The organism is Variovorax sp. 05T418 (genome assembly GCF_056396385.1).
Window position 1 is genome coordinate 42,890 of record NZ_JBFTLJ010000021.1, and the last position, 26,345, is coordinate 69,234.

Consider the following 26,345-nt stretch of genomic DNA (forward strand, 5'->3'; position numbering starts at 1 on the left):
GCAACCTTTCTCACAACCGGAAACAAAATGTCTCGCTCGTCGCCCGGGAAGCTTTCTCGCCGCAACTTCAATGCATGGATGGCGGGCGCGGCCGCTGCCGCCGGGGCCGGGCCTGCGCTGCTGTGGCCTCGCCTGGCCGGCGCGGCCGAGCCGCAGCTCGTTTCGAAGCTGCGCATCGTGATTCCGGCCAACGAAGGCGGCGGCTGGGACCAGACCGGCCGCGCGCTCGGCGCGGCGCTGCTGGCCTCGGGCGCGGCGGGCGATGTGGTCTACGAGAACATCGGCGGCAAGGGCGGCACCATCGGCCTCGCAAAGTACGTCGAGAAATACGATGCCGACCCCGACACCCTGCTGATGAGCGGCATGGTCATGGTCGGCGCGGTGGCGCTGCAGAAGCCGGCTGTCACCATGGCGCAGGTGGCGCCGGTCGCGCGCCTCACCAGCGACTACGAGGTGGTGGCCGTGAAGGCCGATTCGCCGATCAAGACGCCCAAGGATCTGATCGCCCAGCTGCGCACCGATGCGGCCAAGGCGGTCATCGCGGGTGGCTCGGCCGGCGGCGTGGACCACATGTACGCCGGCATGCTGGCCCGCGTGGCCGGCAACACCGCGGGCCTGGTCTACCAGCCCTACCCGGGCGGCGCGCAGGTGGTGGAAGCACTTGCCACCGGCAAGGCCGTGGCGGGCATCTCGGGCTTCAGCGAGTTCAGCGCGGGTCTTTCCAACGGTACGCTGCGCGCCATCGGCGTGTCGTCGAAGCGGCCGTTCCTGGGCATTCCGTCGGTGCGCGAGCAGGGCGTGGACGCCGACCTGGCCAACTGGCGCGGCGTGCTCACCGGCAAGAAGGTGACGGCGGAGCGCCGGGCCGTGCTGCTCGAGGCGGTGCACCGCGCCACCAACGCCGATGTCTGGCAGAAGACCATCAAGCGCAACAACTGGGATGCGTACTGGATGGCGGGCAAGGATTTCGAGAGCTTCCTCGAGCTGGACCTGGCGATGGCCGGTCCGATGATCTACCTGCTCAAGCTGAAGGCCTGAGCGCGCGCTTCAGGCAAAGAGCTCGGGCATCTCGCGCTGCGCCTTGGGCGTGAGCGCAAGCGCGCGGCCGTCGAGCTCCTGGCGCACCCAGCCGCGGCGCAGCGACAGCTGGAGCCAGGCCGCGCCGAGCGCGCCGCCCAGGTGCGGGCGGCGCTCGCTCCAGTCGAGGCAGGCGCAGGCAAAGCGCCGGCGCGAGCGGCGCACCGCATCCACCTCCACGCCCAGGCTCTCCAGCGCGATGGCGCCTTCGGGCGTGAGCTCGTACGAGCCGCTCTGCAGGCCGCTGAGCCAGCCTTGCGCGTGCAGCCGGTCGTGCAGCGCGACGCCGGCGGCGCCGGCCATGTGGTCGTAGCAGGTGCGCGCGGCGCGCAGGCGGCTCGGCGTGCTGGGCTTGAACTGCGCGGTGCGCGGCGCGCCGGCCACCACCATCAGGCTTTCGAGCGCGGCCGCCACGTTGTCGCCCGCCAGCCGGAAGTAGCGGTGCTTGCCCTGCACGAGCAGCTCGACCAGCCGCTCTTCCTTGAGGCGCGCGAGGTGCGCGCTGGCGGTGGAGGCGGCCACCTCGGCCACGGTGGCCAGCTCGGTCGCGGTGCGCGCATGGCCGTCCATCAGGCAGCTCAGCATGCGGGCGCGCGCGGGCTCGGCGATGGCACCGGCCAGGCGGGCCAGCTGCACGTCGGCATTGGAGGAAGAAGAAGAGCTCGTGTCCATGCGCCGATCCTAAGACGCCGCCGCATCCCACACTTCGTTCGCGGCCGAAGTGTGGCGGCGGCGGCAATTGCACACTGCGCGGCATGAACACAAGCCCCACGCCCTCCGCCTTCGACGGCATGCCGCTCGACCCCGTCGCGGCCGTCACGCATGCCGATCCCTATCCCTACTACGCCGAACTGCGCGCGGGGCCGCCGCTCGCGTGGAACGAGGCGCTGCGCCTGTGGGTCGCGAGCCGCGCGGAGGTGATCGAATCGCTGCTGCTCGCGCACGGCGGCGCGCTGCGCGTGCGGCCGGCGGCCGAGCCGGTGCCGCGCGCCATTGCGGGCAGCGCGGCAGGCGAGGTGTTCGGCCACCTCGTGCGCATGAACGACGGCACGGCGCACCAGGCCCATCGGCCCGCGCTGCAGCGTGCGCTGGCGGGGCTGGACCTGGGCGCAGTGCGCACCGCGGCCTTGCGGGTCGCCCGCGATGTGCCGGTGCAGCCTGTGTCGGACGCGCTGTTTTCCATGCCGGTGCGGACCGTCGCGCACCTGCTGGGCTTTGCCGATGAGGCGCTGCCGCAGGTGGACCGGTGGATGCGCGATTTTGTCGCCTGCCTGTCGCCGCTGTCCACGGCAGAGCAGCTGCAGGATGCGAGCGCGGCCGCGGGCGCACTCATGACGCGCTTCGAGGCGCTGGCCGCAGGCGCAACGCCACGCGATGGAACACTGCTCGCGGCCGCGCTCGCCGAGAGCCAGGCCAGCGCGCCGCTCTCGCGCGCGCTGCTCGCGAACCTCGTCGGCCTGCTCTCGCAGACCTGCGACGCAACGGCCGGCCTGCTGGGCAACAGCCTGATCGCGGTGATGCGCGAACCGTCGCTGCAAGAGGCCGCGCAGACCCAGGTCGGGCTGCTGGCGATCGTGGAAGAAACGGCGCGGCACGACCCCTCGGTGCACAACACGCGGCGCTTCGTGGCCGAGCCCGTCACCATCGCGGGCACGCCGCTGGCGGCGGGCGATGCGGTGTTGCTGGTGCTGGCCGCGGCCAACCGCGATCCCGCGCTCAACCCGGAGCCCGAGCGCTTCAGCCTCGTGCGCGCGCGGCGCCGCATGCTGGGCTTCGGCCACGGCATGCACGCCTGCCCGGGCCAGGCGCTGGCCTGCACGCTGGCCGCCGCGGGTCTGGAGGCCGTGCTGCATCGCACGCCCGATCTCGCGGCGCTGCGCGCGCGCGGCTGGCACTACCGGCCCTCGGTCGCCGCGCGCATTCCCGTCTTTCATTGATGACGGGAGCGCGAAGGCCGTTCAGGCGCGCGCGGCAGCCCAGCGCCCGGTGCCTTCGAGGTGCGGCGACAGCGCCGCGTCGCCCCAGCGCAGCGGCAGGGCGGCGGGCCGGCGCAGTGCGTGCTCCACATGCAGCCGCAGCAGCCGCTCGGCGCCTTCGAACTCGGCGATCTCGGGGCCGTCCAGCACCAGCTCGGCGGTGGCCGCCACATGCAGCAGATCGCCGTTGTCATAGTCGATGAACAGCAGCCCCGCGCGCGGATGGGCCACCAGGTTGCCCAGCGTGTTGAAGAAGCGGTTGCCGTTGAAGTCGGGCACCGTGAGCACGCCGCCCGCGTCGACGCGAACAAAGCCGGGCCGCCCGCCGCGATGCGACACGTCGACACCGTGCGAGCGCGCATCGGCCGCGTCGCCGCTGGCCGCATCGCCTGGGTACGCGGTGGCGATGAACAGCGTGTCGGCGCTGCCGATGAGGCGCTGCGCATCGAGGTCGAGCGCATCGAGCCGCTGCACGGGCGCGCGGCCGCCGCGCGCGGCCACCAGTTCCGGTTCGCGCGCCTGGATGTAGCGCGGGCAGTTGCCGAAGCTCTGCTGCACCGCGACCATGAAGCCGCCCGCATCGAGCGACTCGACCGTGCCGTTCATGCGGTTGCGCCGCCGCGTGTGCGGCTCGATGCCCAGCAGGCCGAGCGTGGCCCCCTGCACGAGCTGCCCCGCCAGCGGATCGCCGGCCGCCGGCAGCGCATCGACGCGCAGGTGCGTGGCATCGGGCGAATGCGCGAAGCCGGCGGGCGCCGCGAGCACGCTGGCCCAGGGCTGCAGATTGGCGTCGAGGCTGCCGACCACGAGGAAGGGCAGCTGCGCGAAGAATTCGCGGTGCTGGTCGGGCATGTAGTCGCGGATCACGCGCGGGCCCATGGTCTCCATGCGGTCGCGCCAGCCCGTCTGTACCTGCAGCGCGCGCTCGCCGGCGTGAAAGGGTGCGGCGATCATGATTCAGCCGCCGCAAGGCCGACCGGCGTGCGCACCATCGGCACGAAGCCGGGCAGCGCCTCCACGCGCGCGAGCCAGGCGCGCACCTGCGGGTAGGCGTCGAGCGACACGCGGCCTTCCGGTGCATGCGCGACATAGGCGTAGTTCGCGATGTCGGCCAGCGTGGCCGCGGGCCCGGCCAGGAAGGGCTGCTGCCCCAGGTGAATCTCCATCACCGCGAGCAGCGCATGCGAACGCGTGACCGTCTCGGCGGGATCGGCGGCCAGGCCGAACAGCGCCATGACGCGCGCGGCGGCCGGCCCGTAGGCCAGCGGCCCCGCGGCCACCGAGAACCAGCGCTGCACGCGCGCCGCGCCCACCGGGTCGCGCGGCATCCAGCGCGCCGGATCGGGCGAATAGCGCTCGTTGAGGTAGACCAGGATCGCGTTGGAATCGGCCAGCGTGGTTTCGCCGTCCTCGATCACCGGCACCTGCCCGAAAGGGTTGCGCGCCAGGAACTCGGGCGTGCGGTGGGCGCGCTGCTTCAGGTCGAGTTCGATCACTTCGAAAGGCAGGCCGAGCATCGAGAGGAACAGCCGCACCCGGTGCACGTGGCCCGAGATGGCGCTGCCGTAGAGCTTGATGGGTTGTGCGGGCGGGGAGGCGATGGCGTTCATGGTGGTTCTCTGCAATGTGGAGTGGGCGTGATCCGGATTCTTCTCTCTTGCGCTGAATGAAGGAATAGCCGTTATTGCATTTGACTGCTGCGTAAATCGGCTTAATCCGGTTTATTCCGGTTTAATGGCGCCATGGATCGTTTCAAGGCCATGCAGACCTTCGTGCAGATTGCCGACCAGGGCAGCCTGACCCGCGCCGCCGAGGCGCTCGGCAGTTCGCTGCCCGCGGTGGTGCGCGCGCTCGCCGCGCTGGAGGCCCACCTGGGCGTGCGCCTGTTCCACCGCACCACGCGCCGCCTCTCGCTCACCGAGGAGGGCCGCCATTACCTGCCGAGCGCGCGCGAGGTGCTGCTGGCCGCGGACGCCGCCGACCTCGCGCTCAAGGCCGAGGCGCGCGAGCCCGCGGGCCAGCTCACCATCACCGCGCCGGTGCTGTTCGGCCACATGTACGTGGCGCCCGCCATCACGCGCTTCATGCAGCGCCACGACAAGGTGCGCTGCACCGTGCTGCTGCACGACCGCACGGTGAACCTGCTGGAGGAAGGCATCGACGTGGGCATCCGCATCAGCCCGCTCGCGGATTCGTCGCTCGTGGCGCAGACGCTCGGCACCATCCGGCGCGTGGTGGCGGTGAGCCCCGAGTACCTCGCGCGCCACGGCATGCCGCGCCATCCGCGCGAGCTCCATGGCGCGCCCTGCGTGCGCGGCCGCGTCGACGCGCCGCCGCAGTGGGTGTTCCACGAACGCGGCAGGACCGTGAGCGTGACGCCGAGCTGCCGCCTCGAGTTCAACCACCTCGCGCCGGCCATCGAAGCCTGCGCCGCGGGCATGGGCTTCGGCACCTTCTTCTCCTACCAGGTGCTGCCGCATGTGGCGCAGGGCCGGTTGAAGCTGGTGCTGGAAGACTTCGAGCCGCCGCCGCGGCCGGTGAGCGTGATCTACCCGAACGCGCGGCTGCTGCCGGCCCGCACGCGCGCCTTCATCGACTGGATGAAGACCGAGTTCAGCGGCCTGCGCATGTAGGGCGGCGGCGGCAGCAGTGGCTCCGAACTCGCGCGGCTTGTCCATCGGTTGAAGCGATGGCGGCAGGCTTCGCGGGCCTGCGTCAGAATGGCCGCGTGCCCTCCTCTTCTTCTTCCTCCGCCCCGCTCTTCCACGCCAGCCGCCTTTGCAAGCGCTACGGCGGCACCACGGTCGTGGACGACCTGTCGTTCGAGATCGCGCCCGGCGAATGCCTGGGCGTGATCGGCCCGAACGGCGCCGGCAAGACCACCACCATCCGCATGTGCCTGGGCCTCACCACGCCCGACGGCGGCGACATCTGCGCGTTGGGCCTGCAGATGCCGCGCGATGCGCTGGCCATCAAGGCGCAGCTCGGCGTGGTGTCGCAGTTCGACACGCTCGACCCCGACTTCAGCTGCGCCGAGAACCTCGTGGTGTACGGCCGCTACTTCGGCTTCAGCAAGGCGCAGGTGCGCGAGCGCGTGCCGCAGCTGCTGGAGTTTGCGGCGCTCTCTCACAAGGCCGATGCCAAGCCGGGCGAGCTCTCGGGCGGTATGCGCCGGCGCCTCTCGCTGGCGCGCGCGCTGGTGAACGACCCCAAGCTGCTGCTGCTCGACGAGCCCACCACCGGGCTCGACCCGCAGGCGCGCCACCTGATGTGGGAGCGCCTGCAGGTGCTGCTGCAGCAGGGCAAGTCGATCCTGCTGACCACGCACTTCATGGACGAGGCCGAGCGCCTGTGCTCGCGCCTGCTGGTGCTCGACCACGGCCGCAAGATCGCCGAGGGCCGCCCGCGCGACCTGATCGCCGAGCACCTGGAGCCCGACGTGGTCGAGGTGTATGGCAACGGCGCGCTGTCCTTGGCCGAATCGCCCGAACTGAAGGCGATGGCAGCGCGCGTGGAAGTGAGCGGCGAGACCGTGTTCTTCTACACGCAGGATGCGCGCCGGCTGCTCGACGCGCTCAGCCGGCACGGCCGTCTGCGCACCTTTCATCGGCCCGCGAACCTCGAAGACCTTTTTCTCAAGCTCACGGGCCGGCAGATCCGCGAGGACGGCTAGGCCACGACGATCATGAATACCACGACTGCAAGTTCTTCTTCTGCCGCGCCATCGCCGCCGGCCCGTTCCGTGTGGCGCGCGCCCGAGCTCTCGCTGCGCTGGTGGCCCGTGTTCCTGCGCAACCTGCTGGTGTGGCGCAAGCTCGCGATCCCCAGCCTCATCGGCAACATCGCCGAGCCGCTGATCTGGCTCGTGGCCTTCGGCTACGGCATGGGCGCGCTGGTCGGCGAGGTGTCGGTCGACGGAACCCGCGTGCCCTACATCCTGTTCCTCGCGAGCGGCTCGATCTGCATGAGCGCGATGAATGCCGCGAGCTTCGAGGCGCTGTATTCGGCGTTCTCGCGCATGCATGTGCAGAAGACTTGGGACGGCATCATGAACGCGCCGGTCGGCCTGGACGACATCGTGCTGGCCGAGATGCTGTGGGCCGCGTTCAAGTCGATCTTCACCGTGACCGCGATCCTGTTCGTGATGCTCGGGCTGGGCATCAGCCACAGCCCCAAGCTGATCGTCGCGTGGATGGTGCTGATCGGCGCGGGGATCACCTTCTCGTCGATTGCGCTGATCTTCAATGCGCTCGCGAAGGGGTACGACTTCTTCACTTATTACTTCACGCTGTTCATGACGCCGATGATGTTCTTGAGCGGCGTGTTCTTTCCGCTGGAGCAGCTGCCTTCCGCCGTGAGGGCCGTGGCGGCGTGGCTGCCGCTGACCAATGCGGTGGCGCTGGTGCGGCCGCTGTTCATGGATCAATGGCCTGGCGGGTGGTGGGTGCATGCGGGGGTGCTGGTGGTTTATGGGGTTGTTTCTTTTTGGGTGGCGTTGGCTTTGACTCGGAAGAGGTTTCGGGGGTAGGTTTTTTGGAGTTCCGGGGCCGGGTCTCGCCCCGGCGGGCGACTCACTTTCTTTGCTTCGCTTCGCCAAAGAAAGTAAGCAAAGAAAGGCGACCCCTACTGTCTGCGTCCCTTCGCTTCGCTACGGGCAACCTGCGGTGCTCGATTACGGCGGGGGTCCGCAGAACTCGCTTCGCTCAGACAGCTGCGGCCCTGATCCCGCCTCCATCTGCGCTCCTCGGCGCATACAGAAGGGGTGGGAACGGGCAGCCTTCGCTTCGCTCGGCCCCAATACCAACAGCCAATACCAACGGCCCAATCCAATCCCAACCACCGCGGCGCTGCGCGCCGCGGTGGCTTGGTGGCCGAGCGAAGCAAAGGCCCGAGTGGTTTGCCCTCCCCTCTGTATGCGCCGAGGAGCGCAGCGTTTTGCGGATCAGGGCTCGCCCTTGTTAGCGAAGCGAGTTTGGGCGAGACCCCGCGAAACGCGAGCACCGCAGGTTGCCCGTAGCGAAGCGAAGGGACGCAGACAGTGGGGTCGCCTTTCTTTTGCCTACGTTTCTTTGGCGAAGCAAAGAAAAGTAGGTCGCCCGCCGGGGCGAGACCCGGCCGGAAAATAACCCGACAACAGCATCCAAAAATATTACATTGCACGCAATTCAATTGCGAACTACAATTCCAGCCATGCGCAGCAGCACCAAGCAAGCCTCAGACGAAATGCTCAAGCTGGACAACCAGCTCTGCTTCGCCGTCTATTCCGCCTCCTTGGCCATGACCCGCCTCTACAAGCCGGTCCTGGAAAAGCTGCAGCTCACCTATCCCCAATACCTCGTCATGCTCGCGCTGTGGGAGCAAGACGGCCCCACGGTCTCCGAGCTCGGCGAGCGCCTCTCGCTCGATTCCGGCACGCTCACGCCGCTGCTCAAGCGGCTCGAAGCCATCGGCTATGTCACACGGCTGCGCGACGTGGCCGACGAGCGCCGCGTACACATCACGCTCACCGCCGCGGGCCGCAAGCTCAAGGCGCGCGCCGCCAGCGTGCCCGGCTGCCTCATGGCCGCGGCGCAATGCTCGGTGCCTGAACTCATCTCGCTCACCCAGCAGATCCAGACGCTGCGCGACCGCATCAGGAAAGCGGCCTGACACGCACGCACCCAAGACAGGTTTCCCCCGCTTCGATTCAAAAAAGAAGCTCTTTTTCACCACCCTCACCAACCCAAGGAATCACCACCATGACCACCAAGCTCGACAAGGTTCTCTACACCGCTGAAGCCCACACCATCGGCGGCCGCGACGGCGCAGGCAAGTCCAGCGACGGCGCCATCGACGTCAAGCTCAGCTCGCCCGGTTCGGGCAAGCCCGGCACCAACCCCGAGCAGCTGTTCGCGGTCGGCTATGCCGCCTGCTTCATCGGCGCGATGAAGGCCGTCGGCCCGAAGATCGGCGTGAAGGTGCCCGAGGACGTGGCGATCGACTCCAGCGTTTCCCTTGGCCCGACGAACGGCGGCGCCGCCTACGGCATTGCGGTGAAGCTGGCCATCACGCTGCCGGGCCTGGACGCCGAGCAGAAGCAGAAGCTGGTCGATGCGGCCCACCAGGTCTGCCCGTACTCGAACGCCACGCGCGGCAACATCGACGTCGAACTCTCGATCGCCTGATTCCGCCCCCTGCGCAAGGGGTTAAAAAAAGAAGAGCGTCCCGGCCACAAGCCGGGGCGCTTTTTCTTTTTCATGGCCGGCGTTGTCCCGCGGGTGACGCGGAACAGGGAAACGCGATAGCGCCTTTCATCGAGCTTGGCTAATGTGGCTGCAGCACGCGCCATCCCGCGCAACTCACACCACCACCATGGAGATCCACACCATGAGCACCACCACCAGCTTCCTGGTCCGCAAGGGCGAACTCGCCACCACGCAACTGCACACGGCCACCGACCAGCCGCTGGCCGACGGCCAGGTGCGCGTGCGCATCGACAGCTTTGCGCTCACCTCCAACAACATCACCTACGCCGCCTTCGGCGATGCGATGAGCTACTGGCAGTTCTTTCCGTCCACGGAAGAAGGCTGGGGCAGCATCCCGGTGTGGGGCTTTGCCAGCGTGGTGCAGTCGCTGCACCCGGGCGTGGCGGCGGGCGAGCGGCTCTACGGCTACTGGCCGATGTCGTCGGGCGCTGTGCTGAGCCCCGACCGCCTCTCGCCCGGGCGTTTTACCTACGCCGCCGCGCACCGTGCCGAGCTGCCCGCGGTCTACAACCAGTACTTCCGCTGCAACGCCGATCCGCTCTACACCGCGGACACCGAGGACGTGCAGGCGCTGCTGCGCCCGCTGTTCATCACCTCGTGGCTGATCGACGACTTCATGGCCGACAACGATTTCTTCGGCGCCAACACCATGCTGCTGTCGAGCGCATCGAGCAAGACGGCCTACGGCACCGCCTTCCAGCTGCACCAGCGCGAAGGCGTCGAGGTGATCGGCCTGACCTCCGCCGCCAACGTGGCCTTCTGCGAAAGCCTGGGCTGCTACCACCGCGTGCTGAGCTACGACGCGCTCGACGACATCGCGGCCGCCACGCCCTGCGTCTATGTGGACTTTGCGGGCAACGCCGGGCTGCGCAACGCGATCCACACGCGTTTTTCCAACCTCAAGTACAGCTGCTCGATCGGCGGCACGCACGTGGAGCAGCTCGCGGCCAAGGGCGCGGGCAAGGACCTGGCCGGTCCGCGCGCCACGCTGTTCTTTGCGCCGGCGCAGATCAAGAAGCGCACCGCCGAATGGGGCGCCGACGAATTCGGCCGGCGCATGGTGGCCGCCTGGCACCACTTCCTGGCGAGCGTGACCGACGCGAAGAACCCCTGGCTGCGCGCCGAGCACCACCACGGCGGCGAAGCGGTGCAGGCCGCCTATGCGCAGGTGCTGGCCGGCAAGGGCGACCCGCGCATCGGCCATGTCCTTTCGCTTTACAAACAACCGGGCGGCCTCTGACATTCCGGGCGCCGGGGTAGCGACAATCGCCGCATGACCCTTTCCCCCGCTGCGCCCGCGAATACCCATCCCTACGAGAACCTCACGCCCGATGTGGTGCTGGACGCCCTGGCAACGCTCGGCCTGCACGGCGATGGCCGGCTCACGGGCCTGAACTCGTACGAGAACCGGGTCTACCAGGTCTACCTGGAAGACCGCAGTGCGGTGGTGGTCAAGTTCTACCGCCCCGAGCGCTGGAGCGAAGCCGAGATCCTCGAAGAGCACGGCTTCTCGCTCGAACTGGCGGCGGCCGAAGTGCCCGCCGTGGCACCGCTGGCCTTCGACGGCAGCACGCTGCACCGCCACGGCGGCTTCGCCTTCAGCGTGAGCCCCTACCGCGGCGGCCGCGCGCCGGAGCTCGACGATTTCGAAGTGCTCGAGTGGGTCGGCCGCTTTCTCGCGCGCATCCACACGGTGGGCAGCGCACGGCCCTTCGAGGCCCGGCCCGCGCTCGACCTGCAGACCTTCGGCATCGCCTCGCGCGACTGGCTGCTGGCCAACGACAAGGTGCCGCTCGACGTGCAGCGCGACTGGGAAAAGGCCTGCAACGAAGCACTGGACATGATTGCCGCCACGGCACTGGCGGTGAGCGCCCCGGCCTCCGATTTCAAGCCGCGCAAGCTGCGCCTGCACGGCGACGTGCATCCCGGCAACATCCTTTGGACCCCCACTGACCGCCCCGGCGGCGGGCCGCACTTCGTCGACCTGGACGATGCGCGCACCGGCTTCGCGGTGCAGGACTTGTGGATGCTGCTGTCGGGCGAGCGCGCGCAGCGCGCCGCGCAGCTCTCGGGGCTGCTCGACGGCTACGAGCAGTTCCGCGAATTCGACCGCCGCGAGCTCGCGCTGATCGAGCCGCTGCGCACCCTACGGCTCATCCATTACAGCGCCTGGCTCGCGCGCCGCTGGGAAGACCCGATCTTCCCGATCAACTTCCCGTGGTTCGGCTCCAGCGACTACTGGAAGGGCCAGATCCTCGTGCTGCAGGAGCAGTGCGAGCAGATGGCCGAAGAGCCGCTCTACGCCTAGAAATGTCAGCCCCCCGGCTTTTCACTTCGCTTCGCTGCGTGTAATTCTCCACCCCCCGAGGGGGAGGCCCGGTCGCCTTGGGGCGGCCCGGCGGCGGCCGGTTGCACGTTGGCCACGCCCTGCAGCAGCCGTTCGGCCAGCACGTTCGGCGGCCCGCTGCGCCACACGCCATGCGCCTCCGATTGCGCCACCGCGCGGTCGAGCGGCCGGAACACCGCGCCGCGCAGGGCCGAATGCCGCATGGCCTGCGGCACCAGTGCCACGCCCATGCCCTGCGACACCAGCGAGACCACCGCGAGCCAGTGGCGCACCTCGTGCCGCACCTCGGGCAGGAAGCCGGCGTCGGCGCAGATCGACAGGATGCGCTCGTGGTAGTCGGGCGAGGCCTCGCGCGAGAACAGCACGAAGGGCTGGTTGCGCAGGTCGGCCGGCGCCAGCACGCGCTTGCGCGCGAGCGCGTGGCCCGAGGGCAGGCAGCACACGAAAGGCTCGGACAGCAGCAGCCGGTGCTGCAGCTCGGGCGGCATGCGGCTGGTGTGGACGAAGCCCAGGTCGAGCCGGTCGTGCAGCAGCTCGGCGATCTGCACGCCTGAATTGAGTTCGGCGAGCGTGATGCGCACCGCCGGGTGCCGGGCCTGGAACGCGCGCAGCGCCTGCGGCAGACCGCGGTAGAGCATCGCACCGACGAAGCCGATGCGCAGCCGCCCGGCCGAGCCCGCGGCCACGTCGCGCGCCTCGAGCGCCGCCTCTTCCGCCTGCAGCAGCAGCCGCCGCGCCGAAATGCGCAGCGCCTCGCCCGCATGCGTGAGGCGCACCTCCTTGCTGTTGCGCTCGAACAGCCGCGCGCCCACCGACTCCTCGAGTTGGCGGATCGCCACCGACAGCGGCGGCTGCGAGATCGACAGGCGCCGCGCGGCGCGCCCGAAGTGCAGCTCCTCGGCCAGCACGGAAAAGTAGCGCAGGTGTCGCAGTTCCATGAATAGGCAAATCGAATCGAACAAGACCTATTCGATATTAGACACGGATCGCCTGGAAACCAACAATGCGGCGAACCAGGAGACAAAACGCATGGCCCAGAACGACGCCACCGCCGCGCACGCGCACCCGATTCCCGACCGCCACGGCCAGAACCTGTTCAGCACCGACACCGAGCTGCACAAGCTGCTCGCGCTCTACCTGCCCGCCGACCTGCTGGCCCACATGCAGCCGCACTTCGAGCGGCTGGGCGGCCTCGCGGGCGGCCTGCTCGACGACTTGGCCGGCACCGCCGACCGCAACCCGCCCACGCTGGAGCAGCGCACGCGCACCGGCCTGGACGAGCAGAAGATCGTCAAGCACCCGGCCTACGTCGAGATGGAACGCCTCGCGCTCAGCGAATTCGGCCTGGCCGCGATGTCGCACCGCGATGAGACGCTGGGCTGGAAGGGCAGGATGCCGCCGCTGGTCAAGTACGTGCTGACCTATCTCTTCGTGCAGGCGGAGTTCGGCCTGTGCTGCCCGGTCTCGATGACCGACTCGCTCACGCGCACGCTCAGGAAGTTCGGGGGCCCCGAGCTGGTCGCGCGCTTCCTGCCGCGCCTGACCTCGCTCGATTTCGACGAGCTTGCGCAGGGCGCGATGTTCATGACCGAGCAGGCCGCGGGCTCCGACATCGCGGCCACCGCGACGATGGCGCGGCAAGAGACGGATGGCAGCTGGCGCCTCAGCGGCGACAAGTGGTTCTGCTCCAACCCCGATGCCGACTTTGCGATGGTGCTCGCACGCGCCGACAACGGCCCGGCCGGCATGAAGGGCGTGTCGCTGTTCCTGCTGCCGCGCCGGCTCGAAGACGGCAGCCTCAACCACTACCGCATCATTCGCCTCAAGGACAAGCTGGGCACGCGCTCGATGGCCAGCGGAGAGATCCGGCTCGAAGGCGCCGTCGCGCACCTGGTGGGCGAGGAAGGCCGCGGCTTCGTGCAGATGGCCGACATGGTCAACAACTCGCGCCTGTCGAACGGCGTGCGTGCCGCGGGCCTCATGCGCCGCGCGGTGGCCGAGGCCGAATACATCGCCGCCGAGCGCCGCGCCTTCGGCCGCACGCTCGAGCAGATGCCGCTGATGCAGCGCCAGCTCGACAAGCTGCGCCTGCCGGCCGAGCAGGCGCGCACCATGGTGTGCCAGACCGCACTGGCGCTCGCGCGCTCCGACGCCGGGGAGCCTGATGCCTACGCGCTGCTGCGCATCCTCACGCCGCTCATCAAGTTCCGCGCCTGCCGCGATGCGCGCAAGGTCACGGGCGACGCGATGGAAGTGCGCGGCGGCTGCGGCTACATCGAGGAATGGAGCGACCCGCGGCTCGTGCGCGATGCGCACCTGGGCTCGATCTGGGAAGGCACGAGCAACATCGTGGCGCTGGACGTGATCCGCGCCGTGAAGCGCGAGGGCTCGCTGCCGATGCTGCGCGCGCACTGCGAGCAGCTGCTGGCCGATGCGGCGCTGCCGCCGGCCTTTGCCAAGGCGCTGCGCGATGCACTGGCGCGCGCCGCCGCGCTGGCCGAGACGGCCGCGCGCGAAGGCGGCGACGTGCTGGCGCGCCAGGCCGCCTCGGCGCTCTACCACTGCACGAGCAGCATCGCGATGGCCTGGGAGGCCGCGCGCAGCGGTTCGGCCCCGCGCCTGCGCTGGGCCCAGCTGGTGCTGCTGCACCGCGTGCTGCCGCGCGACCCGCTCGCGCCCGACGCGATGCCCGCGGACTGGAACAGCGCCAACACCACGCGCACTGCCAAGGCCACGGCCTGATTCACGACGACAGAGAAAAAACGGAGACATCATCTTGCGACACCTCACCCTCTTCTTCGCGGCCCTGGCCGCCTGCGCCGCGCTGCTGGGCGCCGCTCCCGCCGCACAGGCCCAGGGGCCTTTCCCCTCCAAGCCCCTGGTGCTGGTCGTGCCCTTCCCGCCCGGCGGCCCGACCGACGCCATGGCCCGCACGCTGGCCGCCGAGATGAAGGACCGCCTCGGCCAGCCGATGATCGTAGAGAATCGCGCGGGCGCGGGCGGCAACATCGGCGCCGACTACGTGGCGCGCGCCGAGGCCGACGGCCACACGCTGCTGTTCGGCACCTCGGGCCCGCTCGCCATCAACGCAAGCCTCTACCGCAAGATCAGCTACGACCCGGTCAAGAGCTTCGCGCCGGTGATCCAGGTCGGCTACCTGCCGAACATCCTGGTGGTGAACCCCGCGCTGCCGGTGAAGGACGTGAAGGAACTCGTCGCCTACGCCAAGGCCAACCCCGGCAAGCTCAGCTATGCCTCGTCGGGCAACGGCGCGTCGTCGCACCTGGCGGGCGTGCTGTTCAACTCGGTGGCCGGCACCGACCTGCAGCACATCCCCTACAAGGGCACCGGCCCCGCGCTCAACGACCTGCTCGGCAACCAGGTGAGCATGACCTTCACCGACATCCTCACCGCGCTGCCTTATGTGAAGGCCGGCAAGCTGCGCGCGCTGGGCGTGGCGACGCTCGCGCGCTCGCAGGCGCTGCCCGAGGTGCCGACGATTGCCGAGCAGGGCTACAAGGGCTACGACGTGAGCGTGTTCTTCGGCATCGTCGCGCCGGCCGGCACGCCCGCGGACCGCGTGGCCAGGCTCAACCAGGCCTTCGCCGAGGTGCTGAACTCGCCCAAGGTGAAGCAGATGTTCGCGGCGCAGGGCCTGGAAGCCTCGGCGGACACCTCGCCGCAGAAGCTCGGGCAGTTCATCGTGAGCGAGTCGGCCAAGTGGAAGGACGTGGTGAAGAAGTCGGGGGCGCAGCTGGATTGATTTGCACCTTGTTGCCTTTGTTCAGGGCGCGCTCCCGCCGACGGGGTACCTTGCTCCGCGAATGTCCTCCGGCCTTCGGGCTCCTCCTTGATTTCGCTGCGCAAGGCACCCCATCGGCGTGATCGTTTTTCAGCGCGGTGGTTGATCGGCGATGCACCGGCGGCGTGCCCCGGCGCACAGAGCATCGGGTGCTCCCCGCAGCGAAATCAAGGAGGAGGCCGCAGGCCGGGGGACATTCGCGGAGGGGAGTACCCGGTGATCTGTGCGCACGCCCTGAATAAAAAAACCCAACACACAAAAACACGGAACACCGAAATGACAAACCCCCAAGGCGCCCTCGCAGGCATCCGCGTCCTCGACATCTCGCGCATCCTCGGCGGCCCCTACTGCGGCCAGATCCTTGGCGACCACGGTGCCGACGTGCTCAAGGTCGAGCCGCCGCAGGGCGACGACACGCGCACCTGGGGCCCGCCCTTCAAGGACGGCGTGGCTTCGTACTACCACGGCCTGAACCGCAACAAGCGCGTGCAGCACCTCGACTTTTCCACGGACGAAGGCCGCGAGGCGCTGCTCGCGCTCGTGACCGAGGCCGACGTGCTGATCGAGAATTTCAAGACCGGCACCATGGAGCGCTGGGGCATCGGCTACGAGGCGCTTTCCGCGCGCTTTCCGCGCCTCGTCTGGTGCCGCGTCTCGGGCTTCGGCGCCGATGGTCCGCTGGGCGCGCTGCCCGGCTACGACGCCGCCGTGCAGGCCATGACCGGCATCATGAGCATCAACGGCGAAGCCGACGGCGGCCCGCTGCGCGTGGGCCTGCCGGTGGTCGACATGGTGACCGGGCTCAATGCGGTGATCGGCGTGCTGCTCGCGCTGCAGGAGCGCAACCGCAGCGGCCGCGGGCAGTTCGTGGAAGCCGCGCTGTACGACAGCGGGCTCTCGCTGCTGCATCCGCATGCGGCCAACTGGTTCATGGATGGCACCGAGCCGCGCCGCACCGGCAACGCGCATCCCAACATCTATCCCTACGACGCGCTGGCCACCGGCACCGACCCGGTGTTCGTGGCGGTGGGCAACGACCGCCAGTTCGCGAGCCTGTGCCGCTGCATCGGCCTGCCCGCGCTGGCCGACGATCCGCTCTACCGCACGGCCGGCGCGCGTTCGGTGCACCGTGCGGGGCTCAAGCAGCAACTGGAAGCGGCCATGGCGGCGTTCGACGGCCGTGCGCTGGTCGAGCAGCTGATGGCCGCGGGCGTGCCGGCCGCACCGGTGCTGCCGGTGGATGCGGCGCTCGAGCATCCGCACACCGCGCATCGCCAGATGGTGGTGGAAATGGAAGGCGGCTACCGCGGCATCGGCGCGCCGGTGAAGCTCAGCCGCACGCCGGCGAGCTACCGGCACGCGCCGCTCACGCCGGGCGAGCGCTTCCTGCCCGATGCCGCGGCCGGCACTGGCGCCAGCGGCTCATAGCCCGGGCCGCGCGCCGGCGCCCGCCTTGGGCGCATGGAAGGCCTGCATGAACGCGCCCTGCAGCTCCGCCGGCAGGTCAGGCCGGTGGCACATCGCATAGCCCAGGCTCGGCGGATCGTCGGCGAGCGCAACAAAACGGATGTCGGGCCGCGCAATGCAGGCGAGCGATTCCACCACCAGCCCGATGCCCGCACCGGCCGCCACCAGCCCCACGAGCGAGATCGACGAGCTTGCGCACTGGTTGACCTGCGTGGTGATGCCGGCGCGCGCAAGGTAGGCGGCGATGCGGTCGAACACCACCGGCCCGATGTCGCGCCGCACCCCGACCAGCGTCTGCTGGCGCAGGTCCGCCGCCGCGATGCGCCCGGCGCCCGCGAGCGGATGTGCGGCGGGCATCACGGCCATGAAGCGGTCGCGGGCCACCTCTCGCACCACGAGGTCGTCGCGCGAGGACGGCGGATGCACCACCGCAAGGTCGAGCCTGCGGTGCGCCACGGCTTCCTCGAGTTCGTCCGACAGGCCCTCGGTGAGCGCCAGCACCACGCCCGGATGCGCGGCCGAAAAGGCACGCATCGCATCGGGAAAGAAGGACAGCGCTGCGATGGGCGTGACGCCGATCTCCAGCCGGTCGAAGGCGCCGCGCCCGATGGCGCGCGCGGCCTCATCGGTTTCGGAGGCGCGCGACAGCAGCCGCCGGGCGTGCGGCAGCAGGCGCGCGCCCTGCTCCGTCAGCCGGACGCCGCGCGCCTGCCGGTCGAACAGCGCAAAGCCCAGGGCCTCCTCGAGCCGCTGCACCCGCACGCTGAGCGCGGGCTGCGAGATGGCGAGCAGCGAGGCGGCGCGCCGGATGTTGCCGATCTCGGCCAGCGTGACGAAGCATCGCCATTGCTTGAGTTCCAAGGAGCGGTCTCCAGCACAGCGCCGCGGGCTGCGGCGGTCAGGGCGCGACGGGATTGCCCGGCGTGCCGGGGCTGCCGGCCGCAGCGTCGGCGGCATTCGCGGGCGGGCGGTAGGAGACGCGCACCGCGGAAGGCTGCGGCGCGGAGACTGCAGCCGCCGTCGTGACCGGCGCGGCGCCGCCCGCCGGTGCGTACCCGGCCTTGCCCGCATTGGGATCGTGCAGCACCACGCTCTTGCCCACGCCCACGCCGGTGCCGACCGGCCCGACGCCAACGCCCACTCCCACGCCAGCCGTGCCGGCCACCACGCCGGTGTTGTTGACCGCCACGCCCGCGCCGAGCGGGCCCCAGCCGGTGTTCAGGCCGACGGAGAAATTGCCGTCCTTGGTGGCGCCCAGGCCGAGCGAGAGCCCGGGCACCAGCGGAATGCCGACGTGATAGTGCGAACAGCCGCTCACCATGGCCAGCAGCAGCGCCGCCGCAAGGGCGGCTGCTGCACGGGCGGTGCGCGGCCGGGCCTTCACACCAGCAGCGCGTTGACGCGCCTCACGTAGGCCGCGGGATCGGCCGGCAGGCCGCCTTCGGCCAGCAGCGCCTGGTCGAAAAGAATGTTCGCAAGATCGTCGAAATGCTCGGAGCCGTCGAGCTTCTTCACGAGCGCGTGCTCGGCGTTCACTTCGAGCACGGGCTTGAGGTCGGGCGCGGGCTGGCCGGCCTGCTTGAGCATGCGCGCGAGCTGCGTGCTCATGCCGCCGTCCTGCACCACCAGGCAGGCCGGCGAATCGACCAGGCGCGTGGTCACGCGCACGTCCTCGGCCTTGTCCTTGAGCGCTTCCTTGAGCTTCTCGAGCAGCGGCTTGAAGGATTCGGCGGCTTCCTCGGCGGCTTTTTTCTCGGCCTCGTCCTGCAGCTTGCCCAGATCGACCGCGCCCTTGGCCACGCTCTGCAGCGGCGTGCCGTCGAACTCGGTGAGGTAGTTGAGCGCCCACTCGTCGACGCGGTCGGTCATCAGCAACACCTCGATGCCCTTCTTCTTGAAGACCTCGAGCTGCGGACTGTTCCTGGCGGCGGCGAGCGTGTCGGCCGTGATGTAGTAGATCGCGTCCTGGCCTTCCTTCATGCGCGCCTTGTAGTCGGCAAAGCTCACGCTCACGGTGTCGCTCGTGGTGGAGGCGAAGCGCAGCAGCTTGGCGATGCGGTCGCGGTTGCCGAAGTCCTCGCCCAGGCCTTCCTTGAGCACGGCGCCGAACTCGGCATAGAACTTGGCGTACTTGCCCGATTCGTCGGCGGCGGCCGCGGCGGCTTCGGCGGCCGTTGGCGCATTCTTGTCGACCACGTCGGTCACGGCCTCGGTCGGCTCGGGGGCCGGCACCGATTCGCCCGAACCCACGTCGATCTTGCCCTCGCCGCTTTCCGGCCCGGTCTTCTGCTTCCTGGCCAGGTCCTCGAGCATGCCGAGCACGCGCTTGGTGCTGCCTTCGCGGATGGCCTTCACGTCGCGGCTTTCCTGCAGCAGCTCGCGGCTCACATTGAGCGGCAGGTCGGACGAATCGATCACGCCCTTCACGAAGCGCAGGTAGCTGGGCAGCAGCGCCTCGGCGTCATCCATGATGAAGACGCGCTTCACGTAGAGCTTGACGCCCGCGCTCTTGTCGCGGTTCCACAGGTCGAACGGCGCCTTCGAAGGGATGTAGAGCAGCTGCGTGTACTCGGTGCTGCCTTCCACGCGGTTGTGGCTCCAGGCGAGCGGCGCCTCGTAGTCGTGGCTGATGGTCTTGTAGAACTCTTCGTACTGCTCGGGCGTGATGTCCTTCTTGGGGCGGCTCCAGAGCGCGCTGGCCTTGTTGACCGTTTCCCATTCGCCGGTCTTGACCATGTCGCCGGGCTGGTCGTTCTCGCCTTCCTTCCACTCCTCCTTTTCCATGAGGATGGGCAGCGAGATGTGGTCGGAATATTTGCCGACGATCTGCTTGAGCTTCCAGGCGTTGAGGTATTCGTCGGCGTCGTCGCGCAGGTGCAGCGTGATGCGGGTGCCGCGCTCGGGGCGCGTGATGTCGGCCACCTCGAAGTCGCCCGCGCCGCCGCTCGTCCAGCGCACGCCCTGCTCGGGCGGCAGGCCCGCGCGGCGCGATTCGACCGTGATCTTGTCGGCCACGATGAAGCCCGAATAGAAGCCCACGCCAAACTGGCCGATCAGCTGGGCGTCGGCCTTCTGGTCGCCGCTGAGCTTGCTCACGAAGTCCTTGGTACCACTTTTGGCAATGGTGCCGAGGTTCTCGATGGCCTCCTGGCGCGACAGGCCGATGCCCTTGTCGGTGATGGTGATGGTGCGCGCGGCCTTGTCGAAGGAAAGGCGCACGTCCAGCTCGGTCTGGTCTTCATACAGCTCGGGGTGGTCGAGCGCCTCGAAGCGCAGCTTGTCGCAGGCGTCCGATGCGTTCGAGATCAGCTCGCGCAGGAAGATTTCCTTGTTCGAGTAGAGCGCATGCGTGACAAGGTGCAGCAGCTGCGCGACTTCAGCCTGGAACGGGAGTTTCGTATTGGAAGAATCAGCCATGGGAAGAGAAGAAATATCGAAGCCAAAAAATTCTAAGCCGGGCGGCCTAGACCGCACGCCCGACTCGCCAACTCTGCGAGTTGGGGCTTTCGCCCCGAAAAACAATAGGCCTACCGGGCCTGCGATTCCACCTCGCGGGTCCAGCGGTCGATCAGCCGCTTGCGCTCGGCGGCCCTGCCGTATTTCTCGAAGTCGTACTTGATGAGCTTGACCTCGCTCATGGGCGGAATGCGCGGATCGGGCTTGAAGGTCTTGTTGGCGGGCGACTGCAGGCTGCCGACCTGCCCGCCGATCGCCTGGCCGGCCGGGCTCATGAGCCAGTCGTAGTAGCGCTTCGCATTCTCCTTGTTGCGTGCGCCCTTGACCAGCGCGATGCCGCCCACCTCGTAGCTCGTGCCCTCGCAAGGCGCGGCCGTCTTGACCGGGAATTTGTCGTACCGCCAGCGCTCGAAGCCGAAGATGAAGCTCACGCCCACTGCCACCTCGCCCTTGGCCACGTTGGGCGCCTGCGCCTGGCCGCTGCGGGTGTAGCTGGTGACGTTGCGGTGCAGCTTCTTCAGATAGTCGAAGGCCGCGTCCTCGCCCATCTGCTGCACCAGGCCCGCGATGATGGTGTAGGCCGTGCCGCTGGAGGCCGGATGCGATATCTCGATCTCGCCCCGGTATTCGGGCTTGGCGAGGTCGGCCCAGCACTTGGGCTCGGGCAGCTTCTTGCGCCTGAGCAGCTCGGTGTTGAAGCCGAAGCCGATGGCGCTGGTGTAGAAGCCGCCCACCATGTTCTGCGACATCGCGTACTGGCGCACCGACCAGTCGTGCAGGTCGTTGATGTAGGCCGGCCGGTAGGCTTCGAGCAGGCCTTGCTCGGCCGCCTGCAGGAACGGGTCGCCGGTGCCGCCCCACCAGATGTCGGTCTTGGGATTGGCGGCCTCGGCGCGCAGTTGGGCGCCGATCTCGCCGGTGCCCTTGTGCGCCTGCTGCACCCGGATGCCGGTCTCGCGCGTGAAGGCGGCGGCCGCGGCTTCGCACCAGCCCGCGTCGGTGCTGCACAGCGCATTCACCGTGCCCTCGGCCGCCGCGCCCGAAGCAAAAAGCAAGGCCATGGCGCCCGCGCAGGCGGCAAGGGCCGCGGCATTCCTCTGGACAAAGGGGCGCATGCGTTCTCCGGTGGATGAGTGGATGAAAGGCGACCCGAGGATAGCGGGCAAAGCCGCTCAGCGGGCCGCCAGCAGCGGCGGCAGGTGCTCGGCCAGCCAGTCGACCACCACGCGCGTCTTGTGCGGCAGGTAGCGGCTGCGCGAGCGGATCACGTTGAGCGCGAAGCCGAAGGGCCGCGGCTCCTCGAGCACGCGCACCAGCGTGCCGGCCGCCAGCGCATCGGCCGCGAGCCAGGCCGGCAGGCGCGCCAGCCCCATGCCGCCGATGGCGGCTTCGAGCAGCACCTCGGCGCTGTCGCAGCGCAGCCGCGAGGGCAGCACCACTTCGACCGGCCGGCCATCGGCGTCGTGGAAGCGCCAGGGCGAGACCTGCCCGTCGCGCGCATAGAGCACCGCCTCGTGCGACGGCGATGCGCCCAGCTCGGCCACGCTGCCCGGGCGTCCGCGCTCGGCCAGGTAGGCGGGCGCGGCGCACAGCGCCATCCATTGCACGCCGACCGGCCGCGCCACCAGCTCGGCGCTGTCGGCCAGCTCGCCGCTGCGGATGGCCAGGTCCAGACCGTCTTCGACGAGGTCCACGCGCCGGTCGTTGAAGGAAAGCTCCAGCGACAGCCCCGGATGCCGGCGCGCCAGCGCGAGCAGCAGCGGCCCGACCTTCAGCCGCCCCAGCATGGCCGGCATGCTCAGGCGCACCAGCCCGGCCGCGGTGCTGCGCGCGGCATCGGCCATGGCCTCGGCGGCGTCGAGCTCGGCCAGCACGCGCCGGCAGCGCTCGTAGTAGCCGTGGCCTTCTTCGGTGAGGCTCTGGCTGCGCGTGGTGCGCAGGAAGAGCCGCGTGCCCAGCCGCGCTTCGAGCCGCCCGATGCTCTTGGCCACCGCCGAGCGCGTGACGTGCAGCCGCTCGGCTGCGCGCGCAAAGCTGCCGGCCTCCACCGCGGCCACGAACTCTTCGATGCCTTGCAGGCGTGGACTCATTGGATACTTTCAGGCGCCATGACGTTGAAAATTATCCGCCACTGGATAGATCAACTCGCCAATAGCATGAAGGCTTCTTTTTTGTGGAGGCTTTTTCATGCAGGCAAGCAGAACGCTCAGGCGCTGGCAACTTTCTTCCTTCGGCCGCGAGCAGCTCGAACAGGTGGCGCTGCCGCTGCCCACGCCCGGACCGGGCCAGGTCCTCGTCGAGGTGGGCGCGGTGTCGCTCAACTACCGCGACCTGCTGATGATCCGCGACGGCATGGGCATGACGTTCGACCTGCCCTTCACGCCCGGTTCCGACATGGCCGGCACGGTGGTGGCGACCGGACCGGGCGTGCAGCGCCTGGCCGTGGGCGACCGCGTGGTCAACACCTTCTGGGGCGGCTGGATCGACAGCCACTGGCCGGCCGAGGCCGTGCCGATGGGCGGCCCCGGCCCGGGCATGCTGGCCTCGCACGTGCTGATCGACGCGGCCTGGGCCGTGGCTGCACCCGCCACGCTCGATTTCGCGCAGGCCAGCACGCTGCCGTGCGCCGGCCTCACGGCTTGGTTCGCGCTGGCCGAGACCGGCGCGCTGCGGCCCGGCCAGACCGTGCTGGTCCACGGCACCGGCGGCGTGGCGCTGTTCGGCGTGCAGCTCGCGCGGCTGCACGGCGCGCGCGCCATCGTGGTCACGGGCAGCGAGGAGAAGCGTGCGCAGACGCTGGCGCTGGGCGCCAGCGAGGTGCTGATGCGCGAGGGCGACTGGCCGGCCGAAGTGCGCCGCCTCACGCAAGGGCGCGGCGCCGACCACGTGCTCGAACTCGCGAGCGGGCCGAACCTCGACCGTTCGCTGCAGGCGGTGGCGCAGGGCGGGCGCGTGTCGATCATCGGCATGCTCGGCGGCGAGACGCTCAGCGCATCGTTCTACGCGATGGTGCTCGGCCGTGTCACGGTGCAGGGCATTGGCGTGGGCCATCGGCGCGCGCTCGAAGACCTGGTGCGCGCCGTCGACGCCAATGCGCTCGAGCCCGTGATCGCGGCGCGCTACGCCTTCGACGACGTGCCCGATGCGCTCGACCACCTCGCGCGCGGCGCCTTCGGCAAGATCGTCGTCGTGCCCTGACCACGCCGTTTAGCGGTTTGCGCAACGCATGTCAGAAACAAAAGACCGCTCAACTGTGAACAGGTTCCGCCAGCTGCAACAACATGCGTGACGCATGCTGTTTACGTTCCTAGAATCCGCCCGCGCATGGCCCTGGGCCACGCAATTTTTTCAACTTCTGGAGGGATGGAGCAGATGGAACATAGCACCTACAAAAAGTGGTCGGCCGAGTTCATTGGTACTTTCTGGCTCACGCTGGGCGGCTGCGGAAGCGCGGTGCTGGCGGCGGCCTTTCCCAACAACCTGGGCATCGGCTTCCTGGGCGTCTCGCTGGCGTTCGGCCTCACGGTGGTGACCGGTGCCTATGCGCTCGGCCCCATCTCGGGCGGCCACTTCAATCCCGCGGTGTCGATCGGCCTCGCGGCCGCGGGGCGCTTCAAGGCCTCGCAGCTCGCGGGCTACATCGTCTCGCAGGTGCTGGGTGCAATTGCCGCGGCCGGCGTGCTCTACCTGATTGCCACCGGCAAGCCCGGCGCCGACATCGGCGGCTTTGCCACCAACGGCTTCGGCGAGCACTCGCCCGGCAAGTACGGCATGACCGCCGCGCTGGTGTGCGAGGTGGTGATGACCGCGGTGTTCCTGATCGTGATCCTCGGCGCCACCGCCAAGCGCGCCGCCGGCGGCTTCGCGGGCCTGGCCATCGGCCTGTGCCTCACGCTGATCCACCTGATCTCCATTCCGGTCACCAACACCTCGGTGAACCCCGCGCGCAGCACGGGCCCGGCGCTGTTCGGCCCGTCCTACGCGGTGTCGGAGCTGTGGCTGTTCTGGGTTGCGCCCATCGCGGGCGCGATCATCGGCGCGCTGATCTACCGCGCGCTGCTCGCGAACAGCGACGCGACGACTGACTGATCGTCAGCTGCCGTTGGCCGACTGCACGAGCGGCAGCGCGGTCGACTGCCCGATCGATTCGGTGCCCGTCGCATGCGAGGCCGCATAGGCGCCGGCCTGCACGTCGGACACCGGCGTCGTCGAGTTCATGGCCGGTGCGCTGGTCGACTGGCCGATGGACTCGGTGCCGCTGGGCCGCGCGGCGGCCATCGCGCCGGCCTGCACCTCGGGGTTCTCGGGCGAGTTCATCTGCAGCGGGTGGTAGTCGGAGCCGTCGGTCGTTTCGGCCGATGCATTCACGGCACCGAGCGCCGCAAAAGCAGCGAAGGAGCCAAGGGCAAGAAGCTTGAAGGAAGTGCGCATGGTGTGTGCTCCTGAGGGTTTGTCTCCGGCCGCGTGCCAGCGCGCGAACTGCGCGTGGCAGGGCCTGCATGCACTCTAGGCAGCCCGGCTGAGCGGGCCGTGAGCAGGAAATTAGCCCGGCGTGAGCGGAATTGATGCCGCAGGCAGGTGCACCCGTGCCAGCAGCCCCGGACTGCCGCCCTCTTCTGCTTCATCGCGGTTGCGCAGCTCGATGCGCAGGCCGTGCCGCTCGGCCGCGGTGCGCGCAATCGCCAGCCCGAGGCCGCTGCCGCCCACCGGCGCACCCGGCACGCGAAAGAAACGGTCGAACACGCGGCCGATGGCCGAGGCCGGAATGCCCGGGCCGTTGTCGAGCACATCGACCACCGCATGGCCGTCGACCTCGTGCAGCCGCACGTCGACCACGCCGCCTTCGGGCGCATAGCGCAGCGCGTTGTCGATCAGGTTGTCGAACACGCTGCGCAGCTCGGCGGCCGGCGCCTGCACCACGGGCGCGATCGAGCCCTCGAAGCCGATGTCCACGCGCCGCGCATCGGCCAGCACCATCAGCTGGCTCACGCTCTCGCGCAGCAGGGTTTCGATGTCGACCGGCTCGCCCGGCATGGGACGCCCCGGCGCGTCCTGCCGCGAGAGGCTCAGCAGCTGCTCGATGAGGTGCTGCGCGCGCGTGACGCCGGCTTCCAGCTGGTTGAAGCGCTCGGTGGCTTCGCCCGCGGGCACGTGTGCGCGCAGGTTCTCGATCTGCAGGCCGATCGCGGCCATCGGCGTGCGCAGCTCGTGGGCCGCGTCCTGCACGAAGCGGCGCTGCGTGGCGAAGGCACTGCGCATGCGCGACAGTAGCTGGTTGAAGGCCTGCACCAGCGGCGCGATCTCGTCCGGCACGCGCGCCAGCGACAGCTCGGTGGGGCGGCGCTCGTCCTGCGAGGCCACGTCGCGCGCCACCGCGCGCAGCGAGCGCGAAGCCGCCGACACGATGAGCCACAGGATCAGCAAGGCCAGCGGCAGCAGCAGCGCGATCGGCAGGCCTTCGAGCAGCGCACGGCGCAGGGCACGGCGCCGGCGGTAGTCCTCGTTCTGCAGCACCTGCACGCGCGGCTGGTCGGCGCGCGGCCCGGCCTCGGCCGTGAACACGCGCCAGCGTGAGGGCGCGGGCGCATCGGCGCTCGCATCACTGAAACCCGGCTGCGGCCGCAACGGCACCACCGCCAGCGGTGGCCACGAGCTTGCGCGCAGCGTGCGGCCGTCGGCGCTCCAGAGCTGCACCACGAAGGCGCCGCGCACGAGGGCGGCGTTGCCGTCGAGCGGGCGCGGCGTGCGCGGCGGATCGCTGCCCGCATAGGAATCGGCCACCAGCCGCATCTGCTCGTCGAGCGCGTTGTGCACCAGGTCGCCATAGGCCACGAAGGTGAACCACGCCGTGAGCGCGGCCGCCACCAGGTGCAGCGTGACGAGCCAGAACAGGAGCTGCGTGCGCAGCGAGCGCGGGCGCCACCAGCGGCCCGGCACTGCGGTCATCTGAATACCTCCGTGCTTCGCACTGCGGT

General features: G+C 69.5%; 25 protein-coding genes. 14 read left to right on the forward strand and 11 right to left on the reverse strand.

Annotated features, from left to right (window positions below; translation table 11 throughout):
• Positions 1-78: 78 nt before the first annotated feature.
• Positions 79-1,038, forward strand: coding sequence for a Bug family tripartite tricarboxylate transporter substrate binding protein (locus AC1DMS_RS28765; protein WP_018905106.1), 960 nt, complete (start codon positions 79-81; stop codon positions 1,036-1,038).
• 9 nt (positions 1,039-1,047) lie between these two features.
• On the opposite strand, the gene AC1DMS_RS28770 is transcribed toward AC1DMS_RS28765, so the two are convergent.
• Positions 1,048-1,749, reverse strand: coding sequence for an ArsR/SmtB family transcription factor (locus AC1DMS_RS28770; RefSeq protein ID WP_018905107.1), 702 nt, complete (start codon positions 1,747-1,749; stop codon positions 1,048-1,050).
• An 83-nt stretch (positions 1,750-1,832) separates the two neighbouring features.
• Here AC1DMS_RS28770 and AC1DMS_RS28775 point away from each other — a divergent pair, with 83 nt between their 5' ends.
• A complete protein-coding gene (locus AC1DMS_RS28775; protein WP_307595054.1) occupies positions 1,833-3,014 on the forward strand; it encodes a cytochrome P450 in 1,182 nt (393 codons plus the stop codon).
• 21 nt (positions 3,015-3,035) lie between these two features.
• Here the strand turns inward: AC1DMS_RS28775 and AC1DMS_RS28780 are convergent, their stop codons facing one another.
• On the reverse strand, positions 3,036-4,007 hold the full coding sequence (locus AC1DMS_RS28780; protein WP_307595056.1) for a pyridoxamine 5'-phosphate oxidase family protein: 972 nt from the start codon (positions 4,005-4,007) through the stop codon (positions 3,036-3,038).
• A complete protein-coding gene (locus AC1DMS_RS28785) occupies positions 4,004-4,663 on the reverse strand; it encodes a glutathione S-transferase family protein (RefSeq protein ID WP_018905110.1) in 660 nt (219 codons plus the stop codon). Before AC1DMS_RS28785 ends, AC1DMS_RS28780 begins: the two co-directional genes overlap by 4 nt.
• A gap of 132 nt (positions 4,664-4,795) precedes the next feature.
• On the opposite strand from AC1DMS_RS28785, the gene AC1DMS_RS28790 reads away from it, so the two are divergent.
• The 7 genes from AC1DMS_RS28790 (at position 4,796) to AC1DMS_RS28820 (ending at position 11,606) form a co-directional block, all read left to right on the forward strand.
• Positions 4,796-5,686: a LysR family transcriptional regulator gene (locus AC1DMS_RS28790; RefSeq protein ID WP_018905111.1), complete on the forward strand. Its 891-nt coding sequence runs from the start codon at positions 4,796-4,798 to the stop codon at positions 5,684-5,686.
• Between the two features lie 56 nt (positions 5,687-5,742).
• On the forward strand, positions 5,743-6,726 hold the full coding sequence (locus AC1DMS_RS28795; protein ID WP_018905112.1) for an ATP-binding cassette domain-containing protein: 984 nt from the start codon (positions 5,743-5,745) through the stop codon (positions 6,724-6,726).
• A gap of 12 nt (positions 6,727-6,738) precedes the next feature.
• Complete coding sequence (locus AC1DMS_RS28800) at positions 6,739-7,581, forward strand: ABC transporter permease (RefSeq protein WP_062364207.1); 843 nt, start codon at positions 6,739-6,741, stop codon at positions 7,579-7,581.
• Between the two features lie 662 nt (positions 7,582-8,243).
• Positions 8,244-8,702, forward strand: a complete 459-nt coding sequence (locus AC1DMS_RS28805; RefSeq protein WP_062364206.1) for a MarR family winged helix-turn-helix transcriptional regulator — start codon at positions 8,244-8,246, stop codon at positions 8,700-8,702.
• Between the two features lie 89 nt (positions 8,703-8,791).
• Positions 8,792-9,217 carry an organic hydroperoxide resistance protein gene (locus AC1DMS_RS28810; protein ID WP_015867717.1) on the forward strand — a complete coding sequence of 142 codons (426 nt, stop codon included), beginning with the start codon at positions 8,792-8,794 and terminating at the stop codon, positions 9,215-9,217.
• 202 nt (positions 9,218-9,419) lie between these two features.
• Positions 9,420-10,538, forward strand: coding sequence for a DUF2855 family protein (locus AC1DMS_RS28815; protein ID WP_478182031.1), 1,119 nt, complete (start codon positions 9,420-9,422; stop codon positions 10,536-10,538).
• A 33-nt stretch (positions 10,539-10,571) separates the two neighbouring features.
• Positions 10,572-11,606, forward strand: coding sequence for a serine/threonine protein kinase (locus AC1DMS_RS28820; protein ID WP_478182032.1), 1,035 nt, complete (start codon positions 10,572-10,574; stop codon positions 11,604-11,606).
• Positions 11,607-11,611: 5 nt separating this feature from the next.
• Here the strand turns inward: AC1DMS_RS28820 and AC1DMS_RS28825 are convergent, their stop codons facing one another.
• On the reverse strand, positions 11,612-12,583 hold the full coding sequence (locus AC1DMS_RS28825) for a LysR family transcriptional regulator (RefSeq protein ID WP_307597294.1): 972 nt from the start codon (positions 12,581-12,583) through the stop codon (positions 11,612-11,614).
• A gap of 91 nt (positions 12,584-12,674) precedes the next feature.
• Between AC1DMS_RS28825 and AC1DMS_RS28830 the strand changes: the two genes are divergently transcribed.
• The 3 genes from AC1DMS_RS28830 to AC1DMS_RS28840 all read left to right on the forward strand — a co-directional run bounded on the left by AC1DMS_RS28830 (position 12,675) and on the right by AC1DMS_RS28840 (position 16,875).
• Positions 12,675-14,387, forward strand: a complete 1,713-nt coding sequence (locus AC1DMS_RS28830; protein ID WP_478182033.1) for an acyl-CoA dehydrogenase family protein — start codon at positions 12,675-12,677, stop codon at positions 14,385-14,387.
• A 34-nt stretch (positions 14,388-14,421) separates the two neighbouring features.
• Positions 14,422-15,408 (forward strand): Bug family tripartite tricarboxylate transporter substrate binding protein, encoded by a 987-nt coding sequence (locus AC1DMS_RS28835; RefSeq protein ID WP_478182034.1) that lies wholly within the window; start codon positions 14,422-14,424, stop codon positions 15,406-15,408.
• Positions 15,409-15,723: 315 nt separating this feature from the next.
• A complete protein-coding gene (locus AC1DMS_RS28840) occupies positions 15,724-16,875 on the forward strand; it encodes a CaiB/BaiF CoA transferase family protein (protein WP_478182035.1) in 1,152 nt (383 codons plus the stop codon).
• On the opposite strand, the gene AC1DMS_RS28845 is transcribed toward AC1DMS_RS28840, so the two are convergent.
• From AC1DMS_RS28845 to AC1DMS_RS28865, 5 genes are all read right to left on the reverse strand, one after another.
• Positions 16,870-17,775: a LysR family transcriptional regulator gene (locus tag AC1DMS_RS28845; RefSeq protein WP_436037319.1), complete on the reverse strand. Its 906-nt coding sequence runs from the start codon at positions 17,773-17,775 to the stop codon at positions 16,870-16,872. The genes AC1DMS_RS28840 and AC1DMS_RS28845 overlap by 6 nt on opposite strands.
• Positions 17,776-17,812: 37 nt before the next feature.
• Positions 17,813-18,298, reverse strand: a complete 486-nt coding sequence (locus AC1DMS_RS28850) for a hypothetical protein (protein WP_478182036.1) — start codon at positions 18,296-18,298, stop codon at positions 17,813-17,815.
• Positions 18,295-20,331 (reverse strand): molecular chaperone HtpG, encoded by a 2,037-nt coding sequence (gene htpG, locus AC1DMS_RS28855; protein ID WP_478182037.1) that lies wholly within the window; start codon positions 20,329-20,331, stop codon positions 18,295-18,297. Before htpG ends, AC1DMS_RS28850 begins: the two co-directional genes overlap by 4 nt.
• 110 nt (positions 20,332-20,441) lie before the next feature.
• The gene (locus AC1DMS_RS28860; protein WP_478182038.1) at positions 20,442-21,485 is read right to left on the reverse strand and encodes an ABC transporter substrate-binding protein; all 1,044 of its coding nucleotides are present in this window, start codon (positions 21,483-21,485) and stop codon (positions 20,442-20,444) included.
• Positions 21,486-21,542: 57 nt separating this feature from the next.
• Complete coding sequence (locus AC1DMS_RS28865; protein ID WP_478182039.1) at positions 21,543-22,460, reverse strand: LysR family transcriptional regulator; 918 nt, start codon at positions 22,458-22,460, stop codon at positions 21,543-21,545.
• A 97-nt stretch (positions 22,461-22,557) separates the two neighbouring features.
• Here AC1DMS_RS28865 and AC1DMS_RS28870 point away from each other — a divergent pair, with 97 nt between their 5' ends.
• Both AC1DMS_RS28870 and aqpZ read left to right on the forward strand, forming a co-directional pair.
• Complete coding sequence (locus AC1DMS_RS28870) at positions 22,558-23,568, forward strand: zinc-dependent alcohol dehydrogenase family protein (protein WP_015867729.1); 1,011 nt, start codon at positions 22,558-22,560, stop codon at positions 23,566-23,568.
• Positions 23,569-23,742: 174 nt separating this feature from the next.
• A complete protein-coding gene (gene aqpZ, locus AC1DMS_RS28875) occupies positions 23,743-24,459 on the forward strand; it encodes an aquaporin Z (protein WP_015867730.1) in 717 nt (238 codons plus the stop codon).
• A gap of 3 nt (positions 24,460-24,462) precedes the next feature.
• Here aqpZ and AC1DMS_RS28880 read toward each other — a convergent pair whose 3' ends face one another.
• Both AC1DMS_RS28880 and AC1DMS_RS28885 read right to left on the reverse strand, forming a co-directional pair.
• A complete protein-coding gene (locus AC1DMS_RS28880; protein WP_015867731.1) occupies positions 24,463-24,801 on the reverse strand; it encodes a hypothetical protein in 339 nt (112 codons plus the stop codon).
• A 111-nt stretch (positions 24,802-24,912) separates the two neighbouring features.
• Complete coding sequence (locus tag AC1DMS_RS28885; protein WP_478182040.1) at positions 24,913-26,316, reverse strand: sensor histidine kinase; 1,404 nt, start codon at positions 26,314-26,316, stop codon at positions 24,913-24,915.
• Positions 26,317-26,345: the final 29 nt, after the last annotated feature.